The sequence below is a fragment of the Actinoplanes sp. NPDC049598 genome, assembly GCF_040675435.1.
Classification (GTDB): Bacteria; Actinomycetota; Actinomycetes; order Mycobacteriales; family Micromonosporaceae; genus Actinoplanes.
Window position 1 is genome coordinate 293013 of sequence record NZ_JBFAOX010000005.1, and the last position, 23495, is coordinate 316507.

Below are 23495 nucleotides of genomic sequence, written 5' to 3' on the forward strand. Positions count from 1 at the left end.
CACGGTGTGGGTCACGTAGCGAAGTGTGCCACGTACCGCTTTTGCTGGGACAAGAAATCCACCAGCTGGGACGCGGTCACCCGAGAGAGGGATCGACAGCGCGGGCTAGGTTGGGGTGGTGGCTGTGGACCAGTACCCCCGGAATCTTGGCTTCTCCGCTATCTACAACTTCAGGGACGTCGGCGGCTATCAGGGCCTCGACGGCCGGACGGTGCGCTGGCGGCGGCTGTTCCGCTCGGACAACCTGCACCGGCTCGGCGAGGCCGACGCCGCGGCTTTCTCGTCTTTGGGCCTCCGCACGGTCATCGATCTGCGGCGACCGCACGAGATCGAGAAGTTCGGCCGGGTCTCGGAGGACCACGGTCTCGACTACCACAACATCGTGCTCAAGCACATCGATTGGGAAGAGGTCGACCACCCCGACGACGTGGTCCACGAGCGCTGGCTGGCCGATCGCTACCTGGACTTCGCCGAGACCGGGCGCGACGGCCTGCTCGAGTCGCTGCGGCTGATCGCCGACCCGGCCGCGGCCCCGGTGATCGTGCACTGCATGGCCGGCAAGGACCGTACGGGCACGGTCTGCGCCCTGACCCTCTCCCTGCTCGGCGTCTCCGACGCGGACATCACCGCCGACTACGCGCTGACCACGACCGCGATGGCCCGGCTGACCGAGTACCTGCTGAAGACCAACCCCGAGGCGGTCCAGGGCAACGAGCACATGTTCGACTCCCCGCCCGAGGCCATGCAGCTCTTCCTCGACGACCTGCGCACCCGCCACGGCTCGATCGAGAACTTCGCCCGCGACCTCGGCCTGACCGACACCGAGCTCACCTCGATGCGCGCCCACCTGCTCACCCCGTAGCGGCCTCCCACCACCTCAGGTTGGCCGCGGCCTGGGCCACCGGCTCGATGAGCTCCCAGCCCTCGGTCACCCGGGCGTCGCGGACACGCCAGATCTCGGCCACGGCGATCGCCGGGCCGGCCGGCAACCCCCGGCGGGAGTGCATGATCACGCAGTCGCCGTCGGCCAGGAAATGCTCGATCTCCACCTGGAGACCGGCGGTCGGTCCCAGCGAGGCGGCCACGGCGGCCAGCCACTCGGTCTTGTCCCGGTCGGGCAGGCCGGGACGGTGGTGGACGAAGTCGTCACTCAGGAACGGGGCGAGACCCGCAGCATCGCCCGTCTCGAGCAGGGTGGTCAGGGCCTTCTGGACGATGTCCTTGTTGGTCATGCCGGAAGTGTCGCGGCGGCCGCGGCGGGTTGTCGATGACATCGGAGTTCATGGCGCTCGGCCCCACGATCAGTACGCTGCATGAGCGTGTACACCGTGGGTGAGCTTCTGCGGCAGTGGCGGCAGCGCCGCGGCGTCAGCCAGCTCGATCTGGCCATCGCCGCCGATGTGTCGGCCCGGCATGTCAGCCTGGTCGAGACCGGCAAGTCAAGGCCGAGCGCCGAGATGGTGCTCCGGCTGGCCGGGCAGCTCGACGTGCCGCTGCGTGACCGGAACCGGCTGCTGCTCGCGGCCGGTTTCGCGCCCCGCTACGCCGAACGCCCCCTCGACGACGACGCTCTGCGGGCGGCCCGGGACGCGGTCCGGCGGGTGCTGCGGGCGCACGAGCCCTATCCGGCGCTGGCCTTCGACCGCCGGTGGAACATCGTGACGGTCAACCGCGCGGTCGAGCCGTTCTTCGCCCGGGTGGACCCCGAGCTGCTCGAGCCCCCGGTCAACCTCGTCCGGCTGGGGCTGCATCCGCGCGGGCTGGCCGCGCTGGTGGTCAACCTCGACGACGTACGGGCCGTCTTCCGCGCCCGGATCGCACGCCAGCTCGCCGCCGCGCCCGACCCCGAGCTGACCGCCCTGTACGAGGATCTCCTGGCCGAAGGGGGAACGCCGAGCGGCGGGCACGACGTCGTGATCCCCATGGTGCTGCGGGTCGACGGGCGGGAGCTGCGGCTCTTCTCCACCATCACCACGTTCGGCACGCCGATGGACATCACCCTGGACGAGGTGGCCATCGAGTCGTACTACCCGGCCGACGAACAAAGCGCCGCCTTCTTCGCGTGAGCCGAAGGCGGCGCCTGAACCGTCAGAGGACGCGGTGGACCCAGCCGAACGGGTCCTCGGCGCGGCCGCGCTGGATGTCGACGAGCTGCTTGCGGATGCCGGTGGTGACCGGGCCGGTGCCGCCGTCGCCGACGGTGAACTCGGCGTCGGCGCTCTTGACCACGCCGATCGGCGTGATGACGGCCGCGGTGCCGCAGGCGAAGGCCTCGCGGATCGCGCCGGAGGCGGCGCCGGCGCGCCACTCGTCGAGGCTGACCGGGCGCTCCTCGACCTTGCGGCCGGCCCGCCCGGCCAGCTTGATGACCGAGTCGCGGGTGATGCCGGGCAGGATGGTCCCGGTCAGCGGCGGGGTCACCAGCGTGCCGTCGTCGAGGACGAAGAAGACGTTCATGCCGCCGAGCTCGTCGATGTACTTGCGCTCGATCGCGTCGAGGTAGACGACCTGGTCGCAGCCGTTCGCGATCGCCTCGGCCTGGGCCGACAGGCCGGCCGCGTAGTTGCCGCCGCACTTGGCCGCGCCGGTGCCGCCGGGCGCGGCCCGGGTGTAGTCGGGCGTCACCCAGAGCGAGACCGGCTTGACGCCGCCCGAGAAGTACGGGCCGGCGGGCGAGGCGATGACCAGGTAGAGGTATTCCATGGCGGGGCGCACGCCCAGGAAGACCTCGCTCGCGTAGGCGAACGGGCGCAGGTAGAGGCTGCCCTCCTCGCCCTCCGGGATCCACTGCCGGTCGGCCTTGATGATCTCGCGCAGCGAGCCCAGGAACGTCTCGACGGGCAGGGTGGGCATGGCCATCCGCTTGGCCGACTCGGCGAAACGGGCCGCGTTGGCGTCCGGGCGGAACATCGCGACGCCGCCGTCGGGCAGCGTGTACGCCTTCAGACCCTCGAAGATCTCCTGGGCGTAGTGCAGCACCGCCGAGGCCGGGTCCATCGGGATCGGCGCGCGGGCCTCGACCCGGTGGTCGTACCAGCCTTTGCCGTCCGCGTAGCGCACGGTGACCATGTGGTCGGTGAAGATGCGGCCGAAGCCGGGGTTGGCGAGCAGCGCGGCGCGCTCGGCGTCGCCCACGGGTGCCGGGTTCGGACGGATCTCGAAATCGAGGATGTCACCACCACTCATGACAGGTGGACCTGCTTTCTCTACAAAGATTTAGGCATGCGGAAGCACCCGTAGTGCTTCAAGAATCTACCCCGAACGGTCGTTAAAACGGAGACCGCGGGTGAGAGATCCGCCGTAGCAGATCAGGGAGTGACGAGAATCAGAGGGCCGCGGCGACGTGGTCGCCGACTTCGGCGGTACGCAGCGGCGCGCCCGCGGTGCGGGACGCGACCTCGGCCGCGACCGCCTCGGATACTCGCCGGGCCTCGTCGTGGTGGCCCAGGTGCTCCAGGAGCAGCGAGGCCGAGAGGATGGCGGCCGCCGGGTCGGCGATGCCCTGGCCGGCGATGTCCGGCGCCGAGCCGTGCACGGGCTCGAAGGTCGACGGGTACTTGCGCTCCGGGTTGACGGAGCCGCTGGCCGCCATGCCGATGCCGCCGGTAACGGCCGCGGCGATGTCGGTGAGGATGTCACCGAAGAGATTGTCGGTCACCACCACGTCGAACCGCTGCGGGTTGCTGACCATGAACATGCTGGCCGCGTCGATGTGCTGGTACTCGGTGGTGATGTCGGGGAACTCGGCCGCGACGGCGTTGAAGGTGCGCGCCCAGAGGCTGCCGGCCTTGGTCAGCACGTTCGTCTTGTGGACGAGGGTGACGTGGCGGCGGTCGCGGCGCTGGGCCCGGGCGAAGGCGTCACGGACGACCCGCTCGACGCCGTGCCGCGTGTTCAGGCTCTCCTCGGTCGCGATCTCGGCCGGGGTGTCCTGGTGCAGGACGCCGCCGGCGCCGACGTAGAGGCCCTCGGTGCCCTCGCGGACCACGACCATGTCGATCTCGCCGGGCTTCACGCCGGCCAGCGGGCTGGTGGTGCCGGGCCAGAGCTTGGAGGGGCGCAGGTTCACGTACTGGTCGAAGTCGAAGCGGAGCTTGAGCAGCAGGCCGCGCTCGAGGACGCCCGGCGGGACGCTGGGGTCGCCGATGGCGCCGAGCAGGATGGCGTCGTGGCCGGCCAGCTCGTCCTCGACGGACTGCGGGAGGACCTCGCCCGTACGGTTGTAGAAGCGGGCGCCGAGGTCGTAGTCCTGGAACTCCGCACCCGGGAGCACGGCCTCGATGACCTTGCGAGCCTGCGCGGTCACCTCGGTACCGATGCCGTCGCCGGCCACCACCGCGATCCGCGCCACGCTCACGTTCTGCTCCTCAAGTCGGGTACCTCTGAGAGGCTAACCCGCCCGTCCCGATCTTCGGTAAGCCAGTCCCACTTAATGGGCCCCATCCCACCACCCCGCCGCCACCCTTGTTCAGACTAAAGGCTGCCTGAACACCAACAGCCCCCGGGATCGCGGCAAACGATCACGGGGGCTGTTGCGACGAGTACGCGTGGCTCGGTCCCGCCGAATGTAACTCAACCGCACGGACGGTAGCGGACACGTCACCCGAAGACGGGCCCACCAACGCCTCACGGCAGGCCCAACGCTAGCGATGCGGACTAAAGACGCGCAAGACGCATCCCCCGCGTGTCGGGAACGTAGTTCGCAAGCGCCGGATGGCAGCATGCGCCGGGTGAGTTTCGACCTCGTGGTGTGGGCGATGGACCAGACGGACCTGCCGGACGCCGTGCGGGCCGCCAACGCGCGCTGTGCGCGCGGCGAGCACCCGCAACGCCCGGCCGACCCGCGTGTCGTCGCCTTCTATGACGCCCTGACCAGTGATTATCCCGACCGTGGCCCGCGCGCCTCGGCGCCCGGCTCACCCTGGGCGCACGCCCCGCTGCATGCTGCGGCCGACCACATCCAGATGAGGCTGGACGAGAACTGCCCGGACGTCGTGCTCGAGACGATCGAGCGGCTGGCCGCCGAGCTCAACCTGGATCTGCTCGACCTGCAGGACGGCACGGTCTATCCGCCGCCGGTCAGGAGCCGTTGATCCGGAGATCCACGACGTGGCCGCGGCTCGAGCCGAGGGCGGAAGCCACGGTGGAGAGCAGCTCGGCGTCGACCGAGGAGTCCACGGTCAGCGTCATCAGGGCCTCGCCGCCGGCCGTGCGGCGGGCCACCTGCATGGCCGCGATGTTCACGCCGGTCTCGCCGAGGATGGTGCCGATCGCGCCGACCACGCCCGGCCGGTCGCTGTAGCGGAAGAACAGCAGCACCCCGTCGGCGTTCAGGTCGAGGTCGAAGTCGTCGACGCCGGTCAGCTTGGCGATCTCCCGGGCGCCGGTGACGGTCAGCGTGCCGGACACGCTGACCCGCCGGCCGTCGGGCAGGGCGCCGAGCACGGTCACCAGGTTCTGGTGTTCGCAGGGCTCGTCGCTGACCACCAGCTCGACCTCGACGCCGCGGTCGGCCGCCAGCTGGGGCGCGTTCACGTAGGTCACCCGCTCGTCCACGACCGCGGTGAACAGCCCCTTGGTGGCGGCCAGGCGGAGCACCGCCACGTCGTGGGAGACGATCTCACCGCGTACCTCCACGGTGACGCTGGCCGCGACGCCCCCGGCCACCGCGGTGAAGACCTTGCCGAGCTTCTCGGCCAGCGACAGCAGCGGCCGTACGTCCTCGTCGACCACCCCGCCGGCCTGCACGTTGACCGCGTCCGGGACGAACTCGCCGTCGAGCGCGAGCTTGACGCTGCGGGCCACGGAGAGACCGGCCTTGTCCTGCGCCTCGGCGGTCGACGCGCCGAGGTGCGGGGTCGCCACGACGTTGTCGAAGGACAGCAGCGGCGACGAGGTGAGCGGCTCGGTCACGAAGACGTCGAGCCCGGCCCCCGCCACCCGGCCGTCCCGCAGCGCGGCGACCAGGGCGGCCTCGTCGATCAGCCCGCCCCGGGCCGCGTTCACGATCCGTACGCCGGGCTTGACCAGAGCCAGCTCCTTCTCCCCGATCAGCCCGGTCGTCTCGGGCGTGCGGGGCAGGTGCACCGAGATGAAGTCGCTCTCCCGGAGCAGTTCATGCAGACCCACCAGCCGTACGCCCAGTTGGGCCGCCCGAGCCGGCTGGACATACGGGTCGTACGCGATGAGCCGGGTCCCGAAGGCGGCCATGCGCTGGGCGAACAGCACGCCGATGCGGCCGAGCCCGACCACCCCGACGGTCTTGCCCTGCACCTCGACCCCGGTGAAACGCGAGCGCTCCCACCGGCCCGCCCGGAGCGCCGTCGCGGCCGGGACCGTGTGCCGGGCCACCGTGAGCAGCAGCGCGATCGCCTGCTCGGCGGCCGAGACGATGTTGCTGGTCGGCGCGTTGACCACCAGGACGCCCCGGGCCGTGGCCGCCGCGACGTCGATGTTGTCGAGCCCGACGCCGGCCCGCGCCACCACGCGCAGCCGCGCCCCGGCGGCCAGCACCTCGGCGTCGACCTTGGTGGCGCTGCGGACGATCAGCGCGTCCGCCTCGGCCACGGCCGTCAGCAGCGCGTCCCGGTCGGCGCCGTCGACCGCCCGCACGTCGTAGTCGTGGGCCAGGACGCTGACACCGGACGGAGCTAGCTCCTCGGCGACCAGGACGACGGGTGCCATGCGTCTCCATCCATCGCGGACTGTCGATGCCCGCGATGGTAATCGCTAAGCGACCCTGCGTGGTATCGAGGCCCGGTCGATGGGAGGGGCCGAGGGCCGGCCGGTCATCGCGAGGCCGTCCGGCTGGCGGAAGCTGAGCGCCTCGGCGTCCAGCGCGTCGTAGAGAAGGTCCAGGTCGAGCGTGCCCACCGGCGGGTAGACGCGCTCGCGGGGCGGCTCCTGGCCGATCTCCAGGGCGCCCTGCTCGACCATGAACTCGAGGATGGCCTGGCGGACCGAGGGCAGCGTCACCGGCGAGTGGTAGAGGACGTTGAGGGCCTGCATGCGCATGCCCTGCACGTGCTCCTCGCCCTTGTTGTCGTGGAAGTGCGGGTTACGGGTCTCGACCTGCAGCACCGGCACCGAGCTGGCCATCACGTCGGCGTCGGTGCTCTCCAGGACGCCGCCGAACTGCTCGAACAGGTCCAGGTACTCGTACGGCTCGACGGCGAAGCCACCGGCCAGCCGGAGCTTCAGCCCCAGGTCGAGGGTCATCGCGTGCTCACCGGCGTTGCCGGTGGCGATCACCTCGGTGCCGAAGCCGGAGTACTCGGCCAGGAAGCGGTTGAGCCACTCGTTGGTGATCTGCGAGCTGCGGCCCTTGCGGCTGAAGAAGAGCCGGCCGTCGCGGAGCTTCGGCTTGGAATGCCAGGAGATCCGGACCATGGCGTACGGGGAGTCGGCCATCTGCAGCCCGGCCGCGTAGACCTTGCAGTACTCGTGCACCGAGCCCGGCACGTAGTTGTCGGCGTCGACGTAGCCGATGTACTTGCGGCCGGTCATCGCGGCCAGCGCCAGGCCGAGCAGCATGGCCTCGCCCTTGCCGGCCCGCACGAGCCCGTCGTCGTCGATCAGCTCGGGCATGCCGGCCGCCTTGACGGCCGCCGCCACCCCGGGATCGCGCTGATGCACCGTGATCGCCGAGCGCCCGGCCAGGCGGCAGAATTGCTCGACCGTCTGCGCCTCGATCTCGTACCGGTCGACCGGCTGCCGGTCGCTGTTCGACACGAGCACGATAAGACAGTCGTGCGGAATGCCGGAGAGAACACCCTCGATGACGGACCGTGTCTCGTTCATGCACGGAACGACAACCACCATTTGCGATTCGATTTCGCGCAAGGCCTCCGAGCGGCCGGAGTCCAGCTCGATGACCCTCTGGAGCTCGTGGATCCGGACCGCTCCGAAACGCTCGCTCCGGAAAGAATCACCCAGTCTCATGTCGCGAGGTTACCCGCGTGAGTCCCTATTGGTATGACCGCACGTAAATGCCACGTAACAGAGCTGTTTCCGAATAAGAAATAGCCCGGCCCCGTTAAAGGGCCGGGCTATTTCGGGCCTGAATCAGGCGGTCTCGGTGATGGGCCGGTCGACCCAGCTCATCATGTCGCGCAGCTTGCGGCCGGTGACCTCGACCGGGTGGTTGGCCCCCTGCTCGCGGTACTTGGTCAGCAGCGGACGTCCGTTGTCGTCGTCCTCGATCAGCTGGCGGGTGAACTCGCCGGACTGGATGTCGGCCAGGATCCGCTTCATCTCCGCCTTGGTCTCGGCGTTGATGACCCGCGGGCCGCTGACGTAGTCACCGAACTCGGCGGTGTCCGACACCGAGTAGCGCATGCGGGAGATGCCGCCCTCGTACATCAGGTCGACGATCAGCTTGAGCTCGTGCAGGCACTCGAAGTACGCGATCTCCGGGGCGTAGCCGGCCTCGGTCAGCACCTCGAAGCCGGTCTGGACCAGGGCCGCGGTGCCGCCGCAGAGCACGGCCTGCTCGCCGAAGAGGTCGGTCTCGGTCTCCTCCTTGAAGGTGGTCTTGATGACGCCCGCGCGGGCCCCACCGATCGCCTTCGCGTAGGAGAGGGCGAGCGCGAGGCCCTCGCCGGTCGGGTCCTGCTCGACGGCGACGAGACACGGCACGCCCTTGCCGTCCACGTACTGGCGGCGGACCAGGTGACCCGGGCCCTTGGGGGCGACCATGGCCACGGTCACGTCGGCCGGCGGCTTGATGAGCTCGAACCGGATGTTGAGGCCGTGGCCGAAGAAGAGCGCCTTGCCCGCGGACAGGTGGGGCGCGATCGACTCGGCGTAGATCTTGCGCTGCGCGGTGTCCGGCGCCAGCAGCATGATCACGTCGGCCCAGGCCGACGCCTCGGCCGGCGTCTTGACCTCGAGGCCCTGCTCCTCGGCCTTGGCCCGGCTCTTGGAGCCCTCCTTGAGGCCGACCACCACCTCGACGCCCGAGTCACGCAGCGACAGCGAGTGGGCGTGGCCCTGGCTGCCGTACCCGATCACGGCGACCTTCTTGCCCTGGATGATCGAGAGGTCGGCGTCGTCGTCGTAGAAAACTTCCGCGGTCATTCTTCTGCAATCCTTCTTGGTTACGCAGCCCGGAGGGCTGGGCCGGTGGTGATGGAGCGGGAGCCGCGGCCGATGGCCACGAGGCCCGACTGGACCATTTCCTTGATGCCGTACGGCTCGAGGTCGCGCAGCAACGCGTCCAGCTTGTCGGGGTTACCCGTGGCCTCGATGGTGAGGGTGTCCGGAGCGACGTCGATCACCCTGGCCCGGAACAACTCGACCGTCTCGAGCACCTGGCTGCGCTGCGCGCGATCGGCGCGCACCTTGACCAGCAGGAGCTCGCGCTGGACCGACTGCTGCGGGTCCAGCTCCACGATCTTGAGGACGTTCACCAGCTTGTTGAGCTGCTTGGTCACCTGCTCCAGGGGTGAGGAGTCGGCGTTGACCACGATCGTGATGCGGCTGACGTCCGGGTTCTCCGTCTCGCCGACCGCCAGGGAGTCGATGTTGAAGCCGCGCCGGGAGAAGAGGCCGCTGACGCGCGCGAGCACGCTGGGCTTGTTCTCCACCAGCACCGAAAGAGTGTGCCGATTCATCAGAGGTCGTCCTCTTCGAAGGCCGGGCGAACGTCCCGGGCGAACAGAATCTCGTCGTTGCTGGTGCCGGCCGGGACCATCGGCCACACCATGGCGTCCTTGCCGACCGTGAAGTCGATGACCACCGGAGCGTCGTTGATCTCCATGGCCTGCTTGATGATCTTGTCGACGTCGTCCTTCGACTCGCACCGCAGGCCGATGCAGCCCAGCGCCTCGGCCAGCTTCACGAAATCCGGGATGCGGTGCTTGTGCGTGCCGAGCTCGGTGTTGGAGTAGCGGCCCTCGTAGAACAGGGTCTGCCACTGCCGGACCATGCCCAGGTTGCCGTTGTTGATCACGGCGATCTTGACCGGGATGCCCTCCAGGGCGCAGGTCGCGAGCTCCTGGTTGGTCATCTGGAAGCAGCCGTCGCCGTCGATCGCCCAGACCGGGGTGTCCGGCTTGCCGACCTTGGCGCCCATCGCCGCCGGCACCGCGTAGCCCATGGTGCCCGCGCCGCCCGAGTTGAGCCAGGTGGCCGGCTTCTCGTACTTGATGAACTGCGAGGCCCACATCTGGTGCTGGCCCACGCCGGCCACGTAGATCGCGTCCGGCCCGACCAGCTCGCCGATCCGCTCGATCACGTACTGCGGGGCCAGCGAGCCGTCATCCGGCTCGTCGTAGCCCAGCGGGTAGCGCTCGCGCAGGTCGTTCAGCGTGGCCCACCACGACTCGTACCGGCCCGGCTCGGGCGACGAGGCCGAGACCGCGGCGATCAGCTCGTCGATCACGTGCCGGGCGTCACCCACGATCGGGACGTCGGCGTGCCGGTTCTTGCCGATCTCGGCCGGGTCGATGTCGGCGTGCACGACCTTGGCGTCCGGCGCGAACGAGTCGAGCCGGCCGGTCACCCGGTCGTCGAAGCGGGCGCCCAGCGTGATCAGCAGGTCGCTCTTCTGCAGCGCGTACACCGCCGGGACCGTGCCGTGCATGCCGGGCATGCCCAGGTGCTGCGGGTGCGAGTCGGGGAAGGCGCCGAGCGCCATCAGCGTGGTGATGACCGGGATGCCGGTCATCTCGGCCAGCTTCTTCAGCCCGTCGGTGGCGCCGGCCTTGAGCACGCCGCCACCCACGTAGAGCACCGGGCGCTTGGCCGCGGCGATCAGCCGGGCCGCCTCGCGGATCTGCTTGCCGTGCGGGTGCAGCGTCGGCCGGTAACCGGGCAGGTCGAGCGTCGGCGGCCAGGTGAAGGTGGTCTGCGCCTGCAGCACGTCCTTCGGGATGTCGACCAGGACCGGGCCCGGGCGGCCGGTGGCGGCCAGGTGGAACGCCTCGGCCAGGATCCGCGGCAGCTCCTCCGGGGTCTGCACCAGGAAGTTGTGCTTGGTGATGGGCAGCGTGATGCCCTGGATGTCGGCCTCCTGGAAGGCGTCCGTGCCGATCGCCGGGCGGGCGACCTGGCCGGTGATCGCGACGATCGGCACCGAGTCCATGTAGGCGTCGGCGATCGGGGTCACCAGGTTGGTCGCGCCCGGGCCGCTGGTCGCGATGCAGACGCCGACCTTGCCGGTGGCCTGCGCGTACCCGGTGGCGGCGTGGCCGGCGCCCTGCTCGTGGCGGACCAGGATGTGCCGGACCTTGGAGTCGTAGAGCGGGTCGTAGGCCGGGAGGATCGCCCCGCCCGGGATGCCGAACGCGACCTCGACGCCGAGCGCCTCCAGCGACCGCACGAGCGACCCGGCGCCCGAGGTGGGGACCGGGGAGGCTACGGCCGGGGCGGAGGACGCGGCCGCCGCGACAGTGGCCGGGTTGGCTCGGTGGGCGAGAGTCTCAGGAGTCGGTCTCGTCATGGCTACTCACAAACCTTTACGGGTCAGTCGGTCCGGTACTTGAGCAACAAAAAAGGCCCTCGTGCGGGAAGCACGGGACCTAGCGCACTCGGGTCGGCAGATCGGCCGACGGGAGTGCGCTCACATAAGTACTCGGGACGCGAAGCACATGGGAAACACCTTCCCGCATCTCACGCGGTGAGTCAACTGATCCCATATTTTGATCACTCGGACGGCTCACCCGTTCGGGCGCCGAACGCCGGGTCGGTCGGCAGAACGGCCCTGAGCTGCCGCATCCCGGGCCCGAGGGCCACCATCTGGCTGCGCGCGGGCAGGTCGGCCGGCGGCGCCGGCTTGGGCGGGGTGGGCAGCGCGCGGGTGCCGGTACGCAGCGTCTGCAGCTGCGCCTCGAGGTGCTCGGCGGGCACGCCCCAGCCGAACAGGGAGCCCTGCCCGAGCCGGCAGCCCGCCTCCTCGACCACGGCCCGCTGGGCCGGCGTGCCGATCCCCTCGGCCAGCACCTCGAGCCCGAGCCGGTGGCCGATGCGCACCACGACGTCGACCAGCGGCGCCGCCGTGCCGGTGCGCGACTCCGGCTCGGCCACCAGGGCGTGGTCGATCTTCAGGATGTCCACCGGCAGCGTGCGCAGCTGACCCAGCGACGAGTAGCCGGCGCCGAAGTCGTCGAGGGCGATCCGCACGCCGGTGGCCCGCAGCTCGGCCAGGCGGGCGATCAGCTCCTCCATGTCGGTGGCGACCGCGTGCTCGGTCACCTCCAGCACCAGGCGCTGGGCCGGGACGCCGTGCTCGGCCAGCACGTCGGCCACCTGGCCGGCGTAGTCGACCGCGTGCAGCTCCTTGGGCGAGAGGTTGACCGAGACCCAGACGTCGTGGCCCTTGGCCAGCCAGTCGGCGAGCTGGATGACGGCCTGCTCGAGGACCCAGGCGCCGATCCGGTTGATCAGCCCGGACTCCTCGGCGACCGGGATGAACTCGTCCGGGCGGACGGCTCCCAGGGTCGGATGATGCCAGCGCAGCAGCGCCTCGGCCCCGACCGGGCGCATCGACGGCAGCGCCACCACCGGCTGGAAGACCAGGCGCAGCTGCTCGCGGTCGATGGCGTGACGCAGCTCGCTCTCCAGGGTGCCCCGGCGGCGCAGCAGCTCGTCGTAGCGGGCCTGGTAGCGCTCGACCCTGTTCTTGCCGCGCTGTTTGGCGTAGCGCAGGGCCAGGTCGGCGTCGCGGATCAGCTCACCGGTGTCGGCCACGCCCAGGCTGGCCGACAGGAAGACCGAGCCGCCGTCCACCTCGTACGGCTCGCAGAGCACCGCCAGCAGCCGGTGCGCGGTCAGCATGGCCTCGTCGGCCGTGCCCCGCATCAACACCGCGAACTCGTCGCCGCCGAGCCGGGCCGCCACGTCGCCGTCGAGCAGGTTGCGGCGCAGCCGCTCGCCCACCTCGACCAGCACGGCGTCGCCCACGTCGTGCCCGCGCATGTCGTTGACCGTCTTGAAGCCGTCCAGGTCGATGCCGACCAGTACCTGGGGCTGCTCGTCGTCGAGCAGCGCCTTGCGCAGCCCGCGCCGGTTGGCCAGCCCGGTCAGCGGGTCGGTGTGCGCGAGCTCGCGGAAGTGGGCCTCGCGCCGGCGCAGCTCGAGCGTGTACCGGCGTACGTCCCGCAGGGCCAGCCACTGCCGCGAGACCAGGGCGAGCCCTTCGACGGCAGCGCCGAGATAGCCGTACAGCCCGAACCCGCCGCCCTGGGCGAGGTGGTAGCCGAGCGCGACGATCATGGCGCCCATCGGGACGAACGCGTAGGCCGTGTTGCTGCGGTCGGCCACGTCGCCGACGACCTGGACGGGCCGGTCGGCCACCTCGACCGCGCGGGCGATCACGAACAGCCCCGCCGGCAGCAGGAGCGCGCCGGTCAGCACCAGGCCGTCGACGTCCTGGCAGATGCCCGAGGCGATGGCGACCGCGGCGAACGCGACCAGGGTCACGCCGGTGGCGACCCGGACCGTGATCAGCCGGGGGCGGTGCGCGTGCATGGCCAGCACGATCGTCAGGCCCAGCGAGATCACCCCGGCCCCGGCCGGGACCAGAACCGACGGGCAGGCCATGGGGGTGGCGCCGCCCAGCACGCGGGTCGGCTCGCTCAGCAGCACCCAGCCGACGAACCAGATGGCGGCGGCCACGACAAGCCCGTCGAGCAGGCGCCGGACGGCCACGCCCGGGCTCTCGGCCGCGCCCGGCAGCACGGCGGTGCCGGCCAGCAGGACGAGCACGCCGATCGCGGTGCCGACGGCGACCGCGGTGCCCAGGGCCATCCGGGGCGGGGCGGCCGTGGTGATCAACACACTGAGCACACCGGCCAGGGCGGCCCCGGTGGCGATGGCGCCGCCGGCGGCCAGGATGAGATGGGCCCGGCGGGCCGCGCCCGTGTGCCGGCGCCCGGAATTGCCCAGCAGGGCGACGGCCGGGACCGCGACGAGAAGGCCGGCGAGCCCCGCCAGCTCCACGCCGGACGGTGATTGCACGGAGACACTCTGCCTGATCTCGATCGATATAGCTATCGTTTCGATCCCGACCTGTGGACGCAAACGGCTGTTTACGTCTCGGCCAGTGGCACTATGAGGGGATGCCTGACCTGCGTTCCCGGACCTCGACCCACGGTCGGACCATGGCCGGCGCGCGTGCCCTCTGGCGCGCCACCGGGATGACCGACGACGACTTCGGCAAGCCCATCGTGGCCATCGCCAACAGCTACACCCAGTTCGTACCGGGTCACGTGCACCTCAAGGACCTCGGCGGCCTGGTCGCCGACTCGATCGCGAAAGCCGGCGGCGTCGGCCGCGAGTTCAACACGATCGCGGTCGACGACGGCATCGCCATGGGTCACGGCGGCATGCTCTACTCGCTGCCCAGCCGCGAGCTGATCGCCGACGCGGTCGAGTACATGGTGAACGCGCACTGCGCCGACGCCCTGGTCTGCATCTCGAACTGCGACAAGATCACGCCCGGCATGCTGATCGCCGCCCTGCGGCTCAACATCCCGACCGTCTTCGTCAGCGGCGGCCCGATGGAGGCCGGCAAGACGGTGGCCATCGAGGGCATCGTGCACGAGAAGCTCGACCTGGTCGACGCGATGAGCGCCAGCGCCAACGAGAAGGTCACCGACGCCCAGCTCGACACGATCGAGCGGTCGGCCTGCCCGACCTGCGGCTCCTGCTCCGGCATGTTCACCGCGAACTCGATGAACTGCCTGACCGAGGCGATCGGCCTGGCCCTGCCGGGCAACGGCTCGACGCTGGCCACGCACGCCTCGCGCAAGGCCCTCTTCGAGAAGGCGGGCTCGCTGATCGTCGAGATCGCCCGGGACTACTACGAGAAGAACGACGAGTCGGTCCTCCCCCGGAGCATCGCCAACCGCTCGGCCTTCGAGAACGCCGTCGCGCTCGACGTCGCGATGGGCGGCTCGACCAACACGGTGCTGCACCTGCTGGCCGCCGCCCGCGAGGCCGGGCTCGACTTCAGCGTGGCCGACATCGACGCCATCTCGCGCCGGGTGCCGTGCCTGTCCAAGGTCGCCCCGAACAGCCCGAAATACCACATGGAGGACGTGCACCGGGCCGGCGGCATCCCCGCGCTGCTGGGCGAGCTCCACCGCGGCGGCTCGCTCAAGACCGACGTCCGCTCCGTCCACTCGCCCGACCTCGACTCGTGGCTCGGCGAGTGGGACATCCGCGGCGGCAACCCGTCCGAGGCGGCGCTCGAGCTCTTCCACGCGGCGCCCGGCGGCGTCCGCACGACCCAGCCGTTCAGCACCGAGAACCGCTGGGCCACGCTCGACACGGACAGCGAGAAGGGCTGCATCAGGAGCGTCGAGCACGCCTACACCGTCGACGGCGGCCTGGCCATCCTCTTCGGCAACCTCGCCCCCGACGGCTGCGTGGTCAAGACGGCCGGCGTCGACGAGTCGATCTGGAAGTTCACCGGCCCCGCCCGCGTCTTCGAGTCGCAGGACGCCGCGGTCGAGGGCATCCTCGGCAAGCAGGTCGTCGAGGGCGACGTCGTGGTCATCCGCTACGAGGGCCCCAAGGGCGGCCCCGGCATGCAGGAGATGCTCTACCCGACGAGCTTCCTGAAGGGCCGCGGCCTCGGCAAGGCGTGCGCGCTGATCACCGACGGCCGCTTCTCCGGCGGCACCAGCGGCCTGTCCATCGGCCACGTCTCCCCCGAGGCGGCCGCGGGCGGCCTGATCGCGCTGGTCCAGACCGGCGACGAGATCACCATCGACATCCCGGGCCGCAGCATCACGCTCAACGTCCACGACGACGAGCTGGCCCAGCGCCGCCACGAGGAGGAGCGGCGGGCGAAGCCCTACTCCCCCGTCGACCGCCAGCGCCCCGTCTCGGCGGCGCTGCGCGCCTACGCCTCGATGGCGACGAGTGCCAGCGACGGCGCTTACCGGCGGGTTCCTGAGTAGGACGTACGCCTTTTCGGCTCACCCAGAAGCAAGCGACCGAACCCGGGGCCCCGCACCAGCTTGGTGCGGGGCCCCGGCCGTCGGCCGCCGCCGGGCCGGCGGGTGGTTCCCCTCGTCGCCGCCCGGCTCTCAGGCCGGAACCGGGCTGCCCAGCGTGATGTCATGGTCGGTGCGGTCGCCGTCGAGCTCGACGCGGGTGGCGACCGGGGCATGACCGCTGGCCGCGACCGTGTAGACACCCGGCGGCAGGTCGCGCAGCTCGTAGCGCCCGTCCGGCCCGGTCGTGGCCGCGCCGGCCACCGCACCCGTCCGGTCGACGGCCAGCACCGACGCCTGCGGGATCGGCTGCCCCGAACCGGCCGCCCGGACGTTGCCGGTGAGCACCCCGCCGACGGTCAGGACCAGGTCGGCCGGCTCGTTCGCCGAGACCGTCCGGGAGACGGCGGCGGCATGCGGCGCGGTCGCGGTCAGCGTGTACTCACGCCCGTCGAGTCCCGGCAGCTGATAACGCCCATCCGCCCCGGCCGTGGTGGTAGCGACGACGTCCCCGCGGGCCCCGGTGAGCGTGAGCGTCGCCCCCTCGACCGGCCGCCCACCCCGGTCGAGCACCCGCCCCAGAATCAGCCCGGCCCCCGCCAGCGACATGACCCGCCGAATCTCCCCCGCCCCCACATTGATCGTCGCCGCCGCCGGCTTGTGATTCTCGGCCGCGCAGATGAGCAGCAGCGAGCCACCTACGTTCAGCTCCATCCGGTACGCACCACCACCATCGGTGACCGCCCGCGCCAGCTCCCGCCCCCAGAAGTCCGTGATCGTCAACGTCGCCCCCGGCAGCGGCTCGCCACCAGGCCCATCGATCCGCCCCAGAACGACAGCCTGCGCAGCGCTCATATCGGTCGCCCTCCCGCTCGTCACCCCTCGCCGCATCGCATGCTCAACCCCAGCCGCCTCCCGGCCACCCGCCACACGCCCCGCCATGTCGTTCGCCCCCGCCGCCACCTCGGCAGCCCGGACACCCGCCTCGCGCCCTGCCGTGCCGTTCGTCCCCGCCGCGGCCCCCTCAGCACCACCCCGCGGGCCCGGCCCAGCGCCTACGTCGCCACGTCGCGCGATTCCTTCGGCACCCTCGTCGTCGCTCCGCCACACTCGTTCGGCCGCCGCGTCGCTTCCGGGCCAGATCTCCCGTTCCTCCGTCACCTCGCCGTTTCCTCCACTCTTCCGAGCCGCGGCCACCCCTCCGTCCCCGGCGGCCTCGCGACGCTCCGCGCCCACCCGCTCCGCGATCGCCTCGCGGCTGAGACCACCCAGTTGGCTCGCATCCACCCGCTCCGAATTCGCCGGCCCCGCATCAACACGCTGCGAACCCACCCGCTCCGGGCCTTGCTCCGCGACCGCCTCGCGACCTCGGGCGCCAACCTGCCCGGCGACCGTCCCGCCGCCCTCCGCGCCCGGCTGCTCGACAGTCGGCGAGTGCTCGGCGCGGCTTCGCAAGGGCAGGTTGGGCAGGAACAGGAACAGGACAAAGGCCACCACAAGTACGGCGGCGGCGATCAGGAACAGGGTGTCGATCGCCTCGGAGAAGCCCACTTTGAACGGATGGGCGAGCACCGGGGTCACACGCTCGAGGAACGACGTGTCGTCCAGCGCCGGCCGCCCGTTCAGCGCCTCCAAGATCGGCTTGTCGCCCGGGGCCGCGGCCTTGACCGCCGCTTGGAAGTCCGATTCGTCGGAGGCGTCGGCGAAGGCGGCGCCGATCTTGTCGCCGACCGTGGCGAAGAGGATGGACAGGAAGATCGCAGTGCCGGCCGTGGCGCCCATCTGCCGGAAGAACGTCGACGAGGCGGTGGCCACGCCGATCTCGGAGCGGGCCATGGCGTTCTGCACGGCCAGCGTGACCGGTTGCAGCACCCAGCCCAGCCCGAGCCCGAAGACCCCCATGAACAGACCGGTACGCCAGTACGGCGTCTCCACCCCGATCAGGTGCAGCAGCGCCAACCCGACGATCATGAGCGCTGCGCCGAGCATCGGGAAGATCTTGTAGCGCCCGGTCCGGCTGATCACCTGGCCCGAGACGAGCGACCCCAGCATGATCCCGGCGGTGAGCGGGAGGAGCTGGAGCCCGGACTCGGTCGGTGTCGCTCCACGCACGATCTGCAGATAGAGCGGAAGCACCGCAAGCCCCCCGAACATCCCCATGCCCACCACGAATCCGCCACCGGCGGTGAGCGCGAACGTCCGGTTGCGGAAGAACCGCAGCGGGATCAGCGCCTCCTCGCGCATGAGCCCCTCAACGAGCAGGAACATGAGCAGCCCGACCCCGCCGACCACGTAGCAGGCGAGGGACCGGGTCGAGGTCCAGCCCCATTCGCGGCCCTGTTCGGCCACCGTCAGCAGCGGGCCCAGGCACAGGCAGATGGTCAGCGCGCCCCACCAGTCGATCCGGTGGTCACGGCGCTGGTGCTTGATCTGCAGCACCCGGGCCACGACGAAGAGCGCGAGGGCGCCGATCGGCACGTTGACCAGGAAGACCCAGCGCCACCCGGCGATGCCGAGGATCTCGTCGGCGCCCGCGAAGAAGCCGCCGATCACCGGCCCGAGCACGCTCGCCGATCCGAACACGGCCAGGAAGTAGCCCTGGTAGCGGGCCTGCTCGCGGGGTGGCACGAGGTCGCCGACGATAGCCAGCGCGAGCGAGAAGAGCCCGCCCGCGCCCAGGCCCTGCAGCGCCCGGAAGCCCGCGAGCTGGTACATCGAGCCGGCGAAGGCGCAGGCGGCCGACCCGATCACGAAGATCGTGATGGCGGCCAGGAAGAAGCGCTTGCGGCCGTAGATGTCCGACAGCTTGCCGTAGAGCGGGGTCGAGATCGTCGCCGTGATCAGGTAGGCCGTGGTGACCCAGGCCTGCACGCTCAGCCCGTGCAGGTCGTCGCCGATGGTCCGGATGGCCGCGGTGACGATGGTCTGGTCCAGCGCGGCCAGGAACATGCCGAGCATCAGCCCGGCCAGCACCTCAACGATCTTGCGATGGCTCAGCCCCGTGCTTGTGCTCATGGATCGAGCAACGACGAAAGTTGCCCGATGGGAACGGCTTCAGCGAGGAGGGGCCGTACTTCCCCGGGGGGTGAGGTGGGCCGTGCCGGCCTCGACGTTGCCGACCTGCTTGCCGTCGATGGCCGCGAGCAGCTCGCGGGCGGCATGCGCCCCGTACTCGGCGATGTCGCGGCTCAGCGCGGTCAGCGGCGGGTGGACCAGGCTGCACAGCGGGGAGTCGTCCCAGGCCACGATCGACAGGTCGCCGGGGACGGCCAGCCCCATCTCCTGGGCCACGGCCAGGCCGGCCACCGCCATCACGTCGTTGTCGTAGATGATCGCCGTCGGCCGGTCGTTGCCGATGAGCAGCCGCCGGGTGGCCCGGCCGCCCTCCTCGCCGGTGTAGTCGGACGGCACGGTGACCGCCTCGTTGAGCCCGAGCGAGGAGCACACCGCGGAGAAGGCCTTCGTGCGTGTCTGGGTGTGCAGCAGGTCGGGCAGGCCGCTGACCCGGGCGATGCGCCGATGGCCGAGCGCCACCAGGTAGCGGACCGTCTCGGTGACCGCGCCGGCGTCGTCCGACCAGACCTGGGCTATCCGGCCGGTGTCGCCCGGGCCGCCGATCACCACGGCCGGCAGTTGGAGCTGCTGCAGCACGGGGATGCGGACGTCGTTCTCCCGGAGGTCGGTGACGATCACGCCGTCGATCCGGCGCTCGCCCCACCAGCGGCGGTAGACCTCGACCTCGAGCTCGGGGGTGGCCACGACCTGCAGGGTCAGCGCGTACGAGCGGGCGGCCAGCTCGGCCTCGAAGCCGCTGATCAGGCCCATGAAGAACGGCTCGATGCCGAGCATGCGGGCGGGCCGGCACAGGGTCAGGCCCACAGCGCGGGCGCTGGCGCCGGACAGGGCGCGGGCGGCGCTGTTCGGGTTGAAGCCGATCTCCTGGGCGATCGCGACGATGCGCTGCCGGGTCGCCTCGGAGACTCCCGGCTGCCCGTTGAGCGCGTACGACACGGCGCCTTTGGACACCCCGGCACGCCGCGCGATGTCGGCGATCGTCGGCCGCTTCACTCGCTCTCCTCTGTTCCCGCTGAGCTTACCGGCGCACCCCACTCCGACGTGGATCGGTAGAGCGCTCTCACGCGGACTTCCCCGATAGCAACCCGCCGACTTGATCGGTTAAGTGTCGCCGCCCACACACCGCTTTGTAAACGCTGATCGCCCTAACTTTCCGATTTGCCCCGCTTACCCTGTACTGACAACGATGACAGATCAACCCCGTAACAAGCTATTGACAGTCATCGAGCCCCGCTCTAGCGTCTCCACAACTTATCCGGTTCAGTGAATTCTTCTCTCCGCCATGGAGGCGTAATGGGACGGCTGGGCAAACGGACTCTGCGTGCCGCCGCTGCGGGCATCGCGGCCACCCTGGTGGTCGCGGGATGCAGCGGGCAGGCGCTCGAGGGCGGCAACGAGGACAACGCGAGCGGCGGTCAGGTGACGCTCAAGATCGCGTTCTGGGGCGACATGGGCCTGGACAAGCTCAAGGCCGCGTACGAGAAGGACCACCCGAACGTCAAGATCGTGCTCAACTCGGGCGAGTTCAACGCTCAGCACGAGGACCTGCAGAAGAAGCTCGTGGCCGGCTCCGGCGCGCCGGACATCTCGGCCGTCGACGAGGGCTTCATCGTTCAGTTCCGCAGCCAGGCCGACAAGTTCGTCAACCTGCTCGACAAGGGCGGCGCCGAGTTCGAGTCGAAGTACCTGCCCTGGAAGTGGAAGCAGTCGCTGTCGCCGGACGGCAAGCAGATCGGTCTCGGCACCGACGTCGGCGGCCTGGCCATGTGCTACCGCACCGACCTGTTCAAGAAGGCCGGCCTGCCCACCGACCGCGAAGCGGTCTCGAAGCTCTGGCCCAGCTGGGACTCGTTCATCAACGTCGGCAAGCAGTACGTGTCCAAGACCGGCAAGAAGTTCGTCGACTCCGGCACCAACATGTTCAACCCCGTGCTCGCCCAGCAGCCGGTCGGCTTCTACAACGAGCAGGACCAGCTGCAGATGGACGGCGGCCCCAAGATCGCCTTCGACACCGCGATGAAGGCGATCCAGGCCGACCTCTCGGCCGACCTGGCCAGCTTCCAGCCCAACTGGGACCAGGGCTTCAAGAAGGACCAGTTCGCCGTGCTGGCCTGCCCGGCGTGGATGCTCGGCCACATCCAGGACACCGCGCCCGACCAGAAGGGCAAGTGGGACATCGCCTCGATCCCCGGCGGCGGCGGCAACTGGGGCGGCTCCTGGTGGACCGTGCCGTCGCAGGGCAAGAACATCGACGCGGCCGTCGACTTCGTCAAGTGGCTGGTGCAGCCGGAGCAGCAGATCGAGGTCTTCAAGACCGTCGGCAACCTGCCCTCGCAGCCGGCGCTCTACAAGGACCCGGCGGTGCTCGACTACAAGAAGGAGTTCATGAGCAACGCCCCCACCGGGCAGATCTTCGCGGCCACCGCCGAGAACTTGAAGCCGCAGTACCTGGGCAAGAAGAACGGCCCGACCCGCGTCGCGGTCGAGAACGTCATCACCCGCGTACAGCAAGGGGGCCTGAAGCCGGAAGCGGCCTGGGCCGAGGCGGTCAAGGAAGCCGAGAAGGCCGCCAAGTCCTGACTTGAGTCAAGCGGCGGGGCGGCGTGGGCCGCCCCGCCCTTCCCTAGGAGTGGCCTTGTCCCTCACCCAGCTCCGGCCGGCGGCGCACCATCGGGCCCAGCCGCCCAAGACGCCGACCAAAGCCCGGCTCTGGCTCCACCGGTTCGACACCAAGACCGTCCCGTACGCGCTGATCGCGCCCTTCTTCCTGCTCTTCGGCATCTTCGGGCTGTTCCCGATCATCTTCAACGGCGTGGTGGCGCTGCGGAACTGGCGGCTCGACGACCCGACGCTGACCGGGTGGGCCGGCTTCGGCAACTTCACCAAGCTGCTGTCCGACGAGGACTTCTGGAACGCGCTGGGCAACACGTTCGGCATCTTCGTCCTCTCCACCGTGCCCCAGCTCATCGCGGCACTGATCATCGCCAACCTGCTCAACCGCAAGCTGCGCGCGACCACCTGGTGGCGCATCGGCGTGCTGCTGCCGTACCTGACCCCGGTCGTCGCCTCGACCCTGGTCTTCGCGGTCTTCTTCTCCCGCGACTACGGCCTGGCCAACTGGTTCCTGTCGCTGGTCGGCTTCGGCCAGGACGATCCGCTCGACTGGCGGGCGGCCAAGTGGAGCAGCTGGATCGCCATCGCCACGATGGTCAACTGGAAGTGGATCGGCTACAACGCGCTGCTCTACCTGAGCGCCATGCAGACCATTCCCAAGGACGTGTACGAGGCCGCGGCGGTGGACGGCGCCGGACCGTGGCGACAGCTGTGGCAGATCACCGTGCCCATGATCCAGCCGGTCGTGGTCTTCACGGTGATCCTGTCGACCATCGGGGGGCTGCAGCTGTTCAACGAGCCGATGATGTTCGACGAGAACCCGCAGTCGGCCTCCGGCGGCTCCGACCACCAATTCCAGACCATCGCCCAGCTCATCTACAAGGTCGGCTGGAAGGACCTGAACCTCGGCTACGCGGCCGCGATGTCCTGGGCCCTGTTCCTGATCATCCTGATCGTCGCCGGGGTCAACGCCCTGGCCACCAAGCGGATCGGAGGTGGCCGGTGAGCACCCACCGCTTCGCCTTGCGGGCGCCGCAGGACACGCCCGGCACGTGGAAGACGTACGCCGGTCTCGTCGCCATCATGCTGCTCTCGGCGTTCCCGGTGTACTGGATGTTCGTGATCGCCACCAGCACCGACGAGGCGGTCACCAAGATGCCGCCGTCCGTCATCCCCGGCGGCCAGCTGATGGCCAACCTCAACGAGGTCTTCACCCTGCAGGACGTCTACTTCACGGCGTCGCTGATCAACAGCTTCATCACCGCCACCGCGATCACCGCGGCCACGCTGTTCTTCTGCTCGCTGGCCGGCTTCGCCTTCGCCAAGCTGCGCTTCCGCGGGCGCAACGCGCTGATGATCGTGGTGATTCTGACCCTGACCGTGCCCAACCAGCTCGGCGTGGTCGCGCTCTACATCGTGATGGGCAAGCTGCAGTGGAACGGCACCCTGCTCGCGGTCATCGCGCCCGGCCTGGTCAGCGCGTTCGGCGTGTTCTACATGCGGCAGTTCATCGGGCACGCCGTGCCGGACGAGCTGGTCGAGTCGGCCCGCATCGACGGCGCGCTGACCATGCGCGTCTACTGGAACATCGTGCTGCCGGCGATCCGGCCCGCCCTGGCCGTCCTCGGCCTGCTGACCTTCGTCATGGCCTGGAACGACTTCCAATGGCCGCTGATCACGCTCAACGGCACCGAGTTCCCGACGTCCATGGTCGCCCTCTCCGACCTGGCCAGCGGCAACTACGTGATCTACCGGCGGGTGCTGGCGGGCGCCTTCGTGGCCACCGTTCCGCTGATCGTTCTGCTTCTGCTCGGCGGGCGGCAACTCGTCCGGGGGATCATGGAAGGCGCCGTCAAGTCCTGA

General features: G+C 70.1%; 18 protein-coding genes. 7 read left to right on the forward strand and 11 right to left on the reverse strand.

Annotated elements, in window-relative coordinates; genetic code table 11:
• Window positions 1-118: 118 nt before the first annotated feature.
• Entirely contained in the window at window positions 119-862 is a 744-nt protein-coding gene (locus AB0J66_RS14855; RefSeq protein WP_364659973.1) for a tyrosine-protein phosphatase, read from the forward strand.
• Here AB0J66_RS14855 and AB0J66_RS14860 read toward each other — a convergent pair.
• Window positions 852-1232 (reverse strand): nuclear transport factor 2 family protein, encoded by a 381-nt coding sequence (locus tag AB0J66_RS14860; protein WP_364659975.1) that lies wholly within the window; start codon window positions 1230-1232, stop codon window positions 852-854. The genes AB0J66_RS14855 and AB0J66_RS14860 overlap by 11 nt on opposite strands.
• 81 nt (window positions 1233-1313) lie before the next feature.
• On the opposite strand from AB0J66_RS14860, the gene AB0J66_RS14865 reads away from it, so the two are divergent.
• A complete protein-coding gene (locus AB0J66_RS14865) occupies window positions 1314-2066 on the forward strand; it encodes a helix-turn-helix transcriptional regulator (RefSeq protein ID WP_364659977.1) in 753 nt (250 codons plus the stop codon).
• A gap of 22 nt (window positions 2067-2088) precedes the next feature.
• Here AB0J66_RS14865 and AB0J66_RS14870 read toward each other — a convergent pair whose 3' ends face one another.
• Window positions 2089-3186 carry a branched-chain amino acid aminotransferase gene (locus AB0J66_RS14870; protein WP_364659979.1) on the reverse strand — a complete coding sequence of 366 codons (1098 nt, stop codon included), beginning with the start codon at window positions 3184-3186 and terminating at the stop codon, window positions 2089-2091.
• A 139-nt stretch (window positions 3187-3325) separates the two neighbouring features.
• Complete coding sequence (locus AB0J66_RS14875; protein WP_364659981.1) at window positions 3326-4357, reverse strand: 3-isopropylmalate dehydrogenase; 1032 nt, start codon at window positions 4355-4357, stop codon at window positions 3326-3328.
• Between the two features lie 373 nt (window positions 4358-4730).
• Between AB0J66_RS14875 and AB0J66_RS14880 the strand changes: the two genes are divergently transcribed.
• On the forward strand, window positions 4731-5093 hold the full coding sequence (locus AB0J66_RS14880) for a hypothetical protein (RefSeq protein ID WP_364659983.1): 363 nt from the start codon (window positions 4731-4733) through the stop codon (window positions 5091-5093).
• On the opposite strand, the gene serA is transcribed toward AB0J66_RS14880, so the two are convergent.
• From serA to AB0J66_RS14910, 6 genes are all read right to left on the reverse strand, one after another.
• The gene (gene serA / locus AB0J66_RS14885) at window positions 5080-6684 is read right to left on the reverse strand and encodes a phosphoglycerate dehydrogenase (RefSeq protein ID WP_364659985.1); all 1605 of its coding nucleotides are present in this window, start codon (window positions 6682-6684) and stop codon (window positions 5080-5082) included. The genes AB0J66_RS14880 and serA overlap by 14 nt on opposite strands.
• Window positions 6685-6729: 45 nt before the next feature.
• Entirely contained in the window at window positions 6730-7941 is a 1212-nt protein-coding gene (gene mpgS, locus AB0J66_RS14890; RefSeq protein WP_364659987.1) for a mannosyl-3-phosphoglycerate synthase, read from the reverse strand.
• 123 nt (window positions 7942-8064) lie between these two features.
• Entirely contained in the window at window positions 8065-9078 is a 1014-nt protein-coding gene (gene ilvC / locus AB0J66_RS14895; RefSeq protein ID WP_364659989.1) for a ketol-acid reductoisomerase, read from the reverse strand.
• 20 nt (window positions 9079-9098) lie between these two features.
• Window positions 9099-9614 (reverse strand): acetolactate synthase small subunit, encoded by a 516-nt coding sequence (ilvN, locus tag AB0J66_RS14900; RefSeq protein ID WP_097318253.1) that lies wholly within the window; start codon window positions 9612-9614, stop codon window positions 9099-9101.
• On the reverse strand, window positions 9614-11443 hold the full coding sequence (locus AB0J66_RS14905) for an acetolactate synthase large subunit (protein WP_364659991.1): 1830 nt from the start codon (window positions 11441-11443) through the stop codon (window positions 9614-9616). Before AB0J66_RS14905 ends, ilvN begins: the two co-directional genes overlap by 1 nt.
• 203 nt (window positions 11444-11646) lie before the next feature.
• Window positions 11647-13749: a bifunctional diguanylate cyclase/phosphodiesterase gene (locus AB0J66_RS14910; protein WP_364660263.1), complete on the reverse strand. Its 2103-nt coding sequence runs from the start codon at window positions 13747-13749 to the stop codon at window positions 11647-11649.
• A 311-nt stretch (window positions 13750-14060) separates the two neighbouring features.
• Between AB0J66_RS14910 and ilvD the strand changes: the two genes are divergently transcribed.
• Window positions 14061-15908: a dihydroxy-acid dehydratase gene (gene ilvD / locus AB0J66_RS14915; protein ID WP_364659993.1), complete on the forward strand. Its 1848-nt coding sequence runs from the start codon at window positions 14061-14063 to the stop codon at window positions 15906-15908.
• A gap of 129 nt (window positions 15909-16037) precedes the next feature.
• On the opposite strand, the gene AB0J66_RS14920 is transcribed toward ilvD, so the two are convergent.
• A complete protein-coding gene (locus tag AB0J66_RS14920; protein WP_364659995.1) occupies window positions 16038-18959 on the reverse strand; it encodes an MFS transporter in 2922 nt (973 codons plus the stop codon).
• A 39-nt stretch (window positions 18960-18998) separates the two neighbouring features.
• A complete protein-coding gene (locus AB0J66_RS14925) occupies window positions 18999-20012 on the reverse strand; it encodes a LacI family DNA-binding transcriptional regulator (protein ID WP_364659997.1) in 1014 nt (337 codons plus the stop codon).
• 300 nt (window positions 20013-20312) lie between these two features.
• On the opposite strand from AB0J66_RS14925, the gene AB0J66_RS14930 reads away from it, so the two are divergent.
• From AB0J66_RS14930 to AB0J66_RS14940, 3 genes are read left to right on the forward strand one after another with little or no spacing between them, the layout of a single operon-like run.
• Window positions 20313-21599: an ABC transporter substrate-binding protein gene (locus AB0J66_RS14930; RefSeq protein ID WP_364659999.1), complete on the forward strand. Its 1287-nt coding sequence runs from the start codon at window positions 20313-20315 to the stop codon at window positions 21597-21599.
• Window positions 21600-21654: 55 nt separating this feature from the next.
• Window positions 21655-22638, forward strand: coding sequence for a sugar ABC transporter permease (locus AB0J66_RS14935; RefSeq protein WP_364660001.1), 984 nt, complete (start codon window positions 21655-21657; stop codon window positions 22636-22638).
• Window positions 22635-23495, forward strand: a complete 861-nt coding sequence (locus tag AB0J66_RS14940; RefSeq protein ID WP_364660003.1) for a carbohydrate ABC transporter permease — start codon at window positions 22635-22637, stop codon at window positions 23493-23495. The genes AB0J66_RS14935 and AB0J66_RS14940 overlap by 4 nt, the downstream gene beginning before the upstream one ends.

Bases quoted from the DNA above. Each gene is read 5' to 3' on its own strand.
- AB0J66_RS14860 (WP_364659975.1), bottom strand. From the start codon at position 1,232: ATGACCAACAAGGACATCGTCCAGAAGGCCCTGACCACCCTGCTCGAG.
- AB0J66_RS14865 (WP_364659977.1), top strand. From the start codon at position 1,314: ATGAGCGTGTACACCGTGGGTGAGCTTCTGCGGCAGTGGCGGCAGCGC.
- AB0J66_RS14870 (WP_364659979.1), bottom strand. From the start codon at position 3,186: ATGAGTGGTGGTGACATCCTCGATTTCGAGATCCGTCCGAACCCGGCA.
- serA (WP_364659985.1), bottom strand. From the start codon at position 6,684: ATGGCACCCGTCGTCCTGGTCGCCGAGGAGCTAGCTCCGTCCGGTGTC.
- mpgS (WP_364659987.1), bottom strand. From the start codon at position 7,941: ATGAGACTGGGTGATTCTTTCCGGAGCGAGCGTTTCGGAGCGGTCCGG.
- ilvC (WP_364659989.1), bottom strand. From the start codon at position 9,078: ATGACCGCGGAAGTTTTCTACGACGACGACGCCGACCTCTCGATCATC.
- ilvN (WP_097318253.1), bottom strand. From the start codon at position 9,614: ATGAATCGGCACACTCTTTCGGTGCTGGTGGAGAACAAGCCCAGCGTG.
- AB0J66_RS14905 (WP_364659991.1), bottom strand. From the start codon at position 11,443: ATGACGAGACCGACTCCTGAGACTCTCGCCCACCGAGCCAACCCGGCC.
- AB0J66_RS14910 (WP_364660263.1), bottom strand. From the start codon at position 13,749: ATGGCCCTGGGCACCGCGGTCGCCGTCGGCACCGCGATCGGCGTGCTC.
- ilvD (WP_364659993.1), top strand. From the start codon at position 14,061: ATGCCTGACCTGCGTTCCCGGACCTCGACCCACGGTCGGACCATGGCC.
- AB0J66_RS14920 (WP_364659995.1), bottom strand. From the start codon at position 18,959: ATGAGCACAAGCACGGGGCTGAGCCATCGCAAGATCGTTGAGGTGCTG.
- AB0J66_RS14930 (WP_364659999.1), top strand. From the start codon at position 20,313: ATGGGACGGCTGGGCAAACGGACTCTGCGTGCCGCCGCTGCGGGCATC.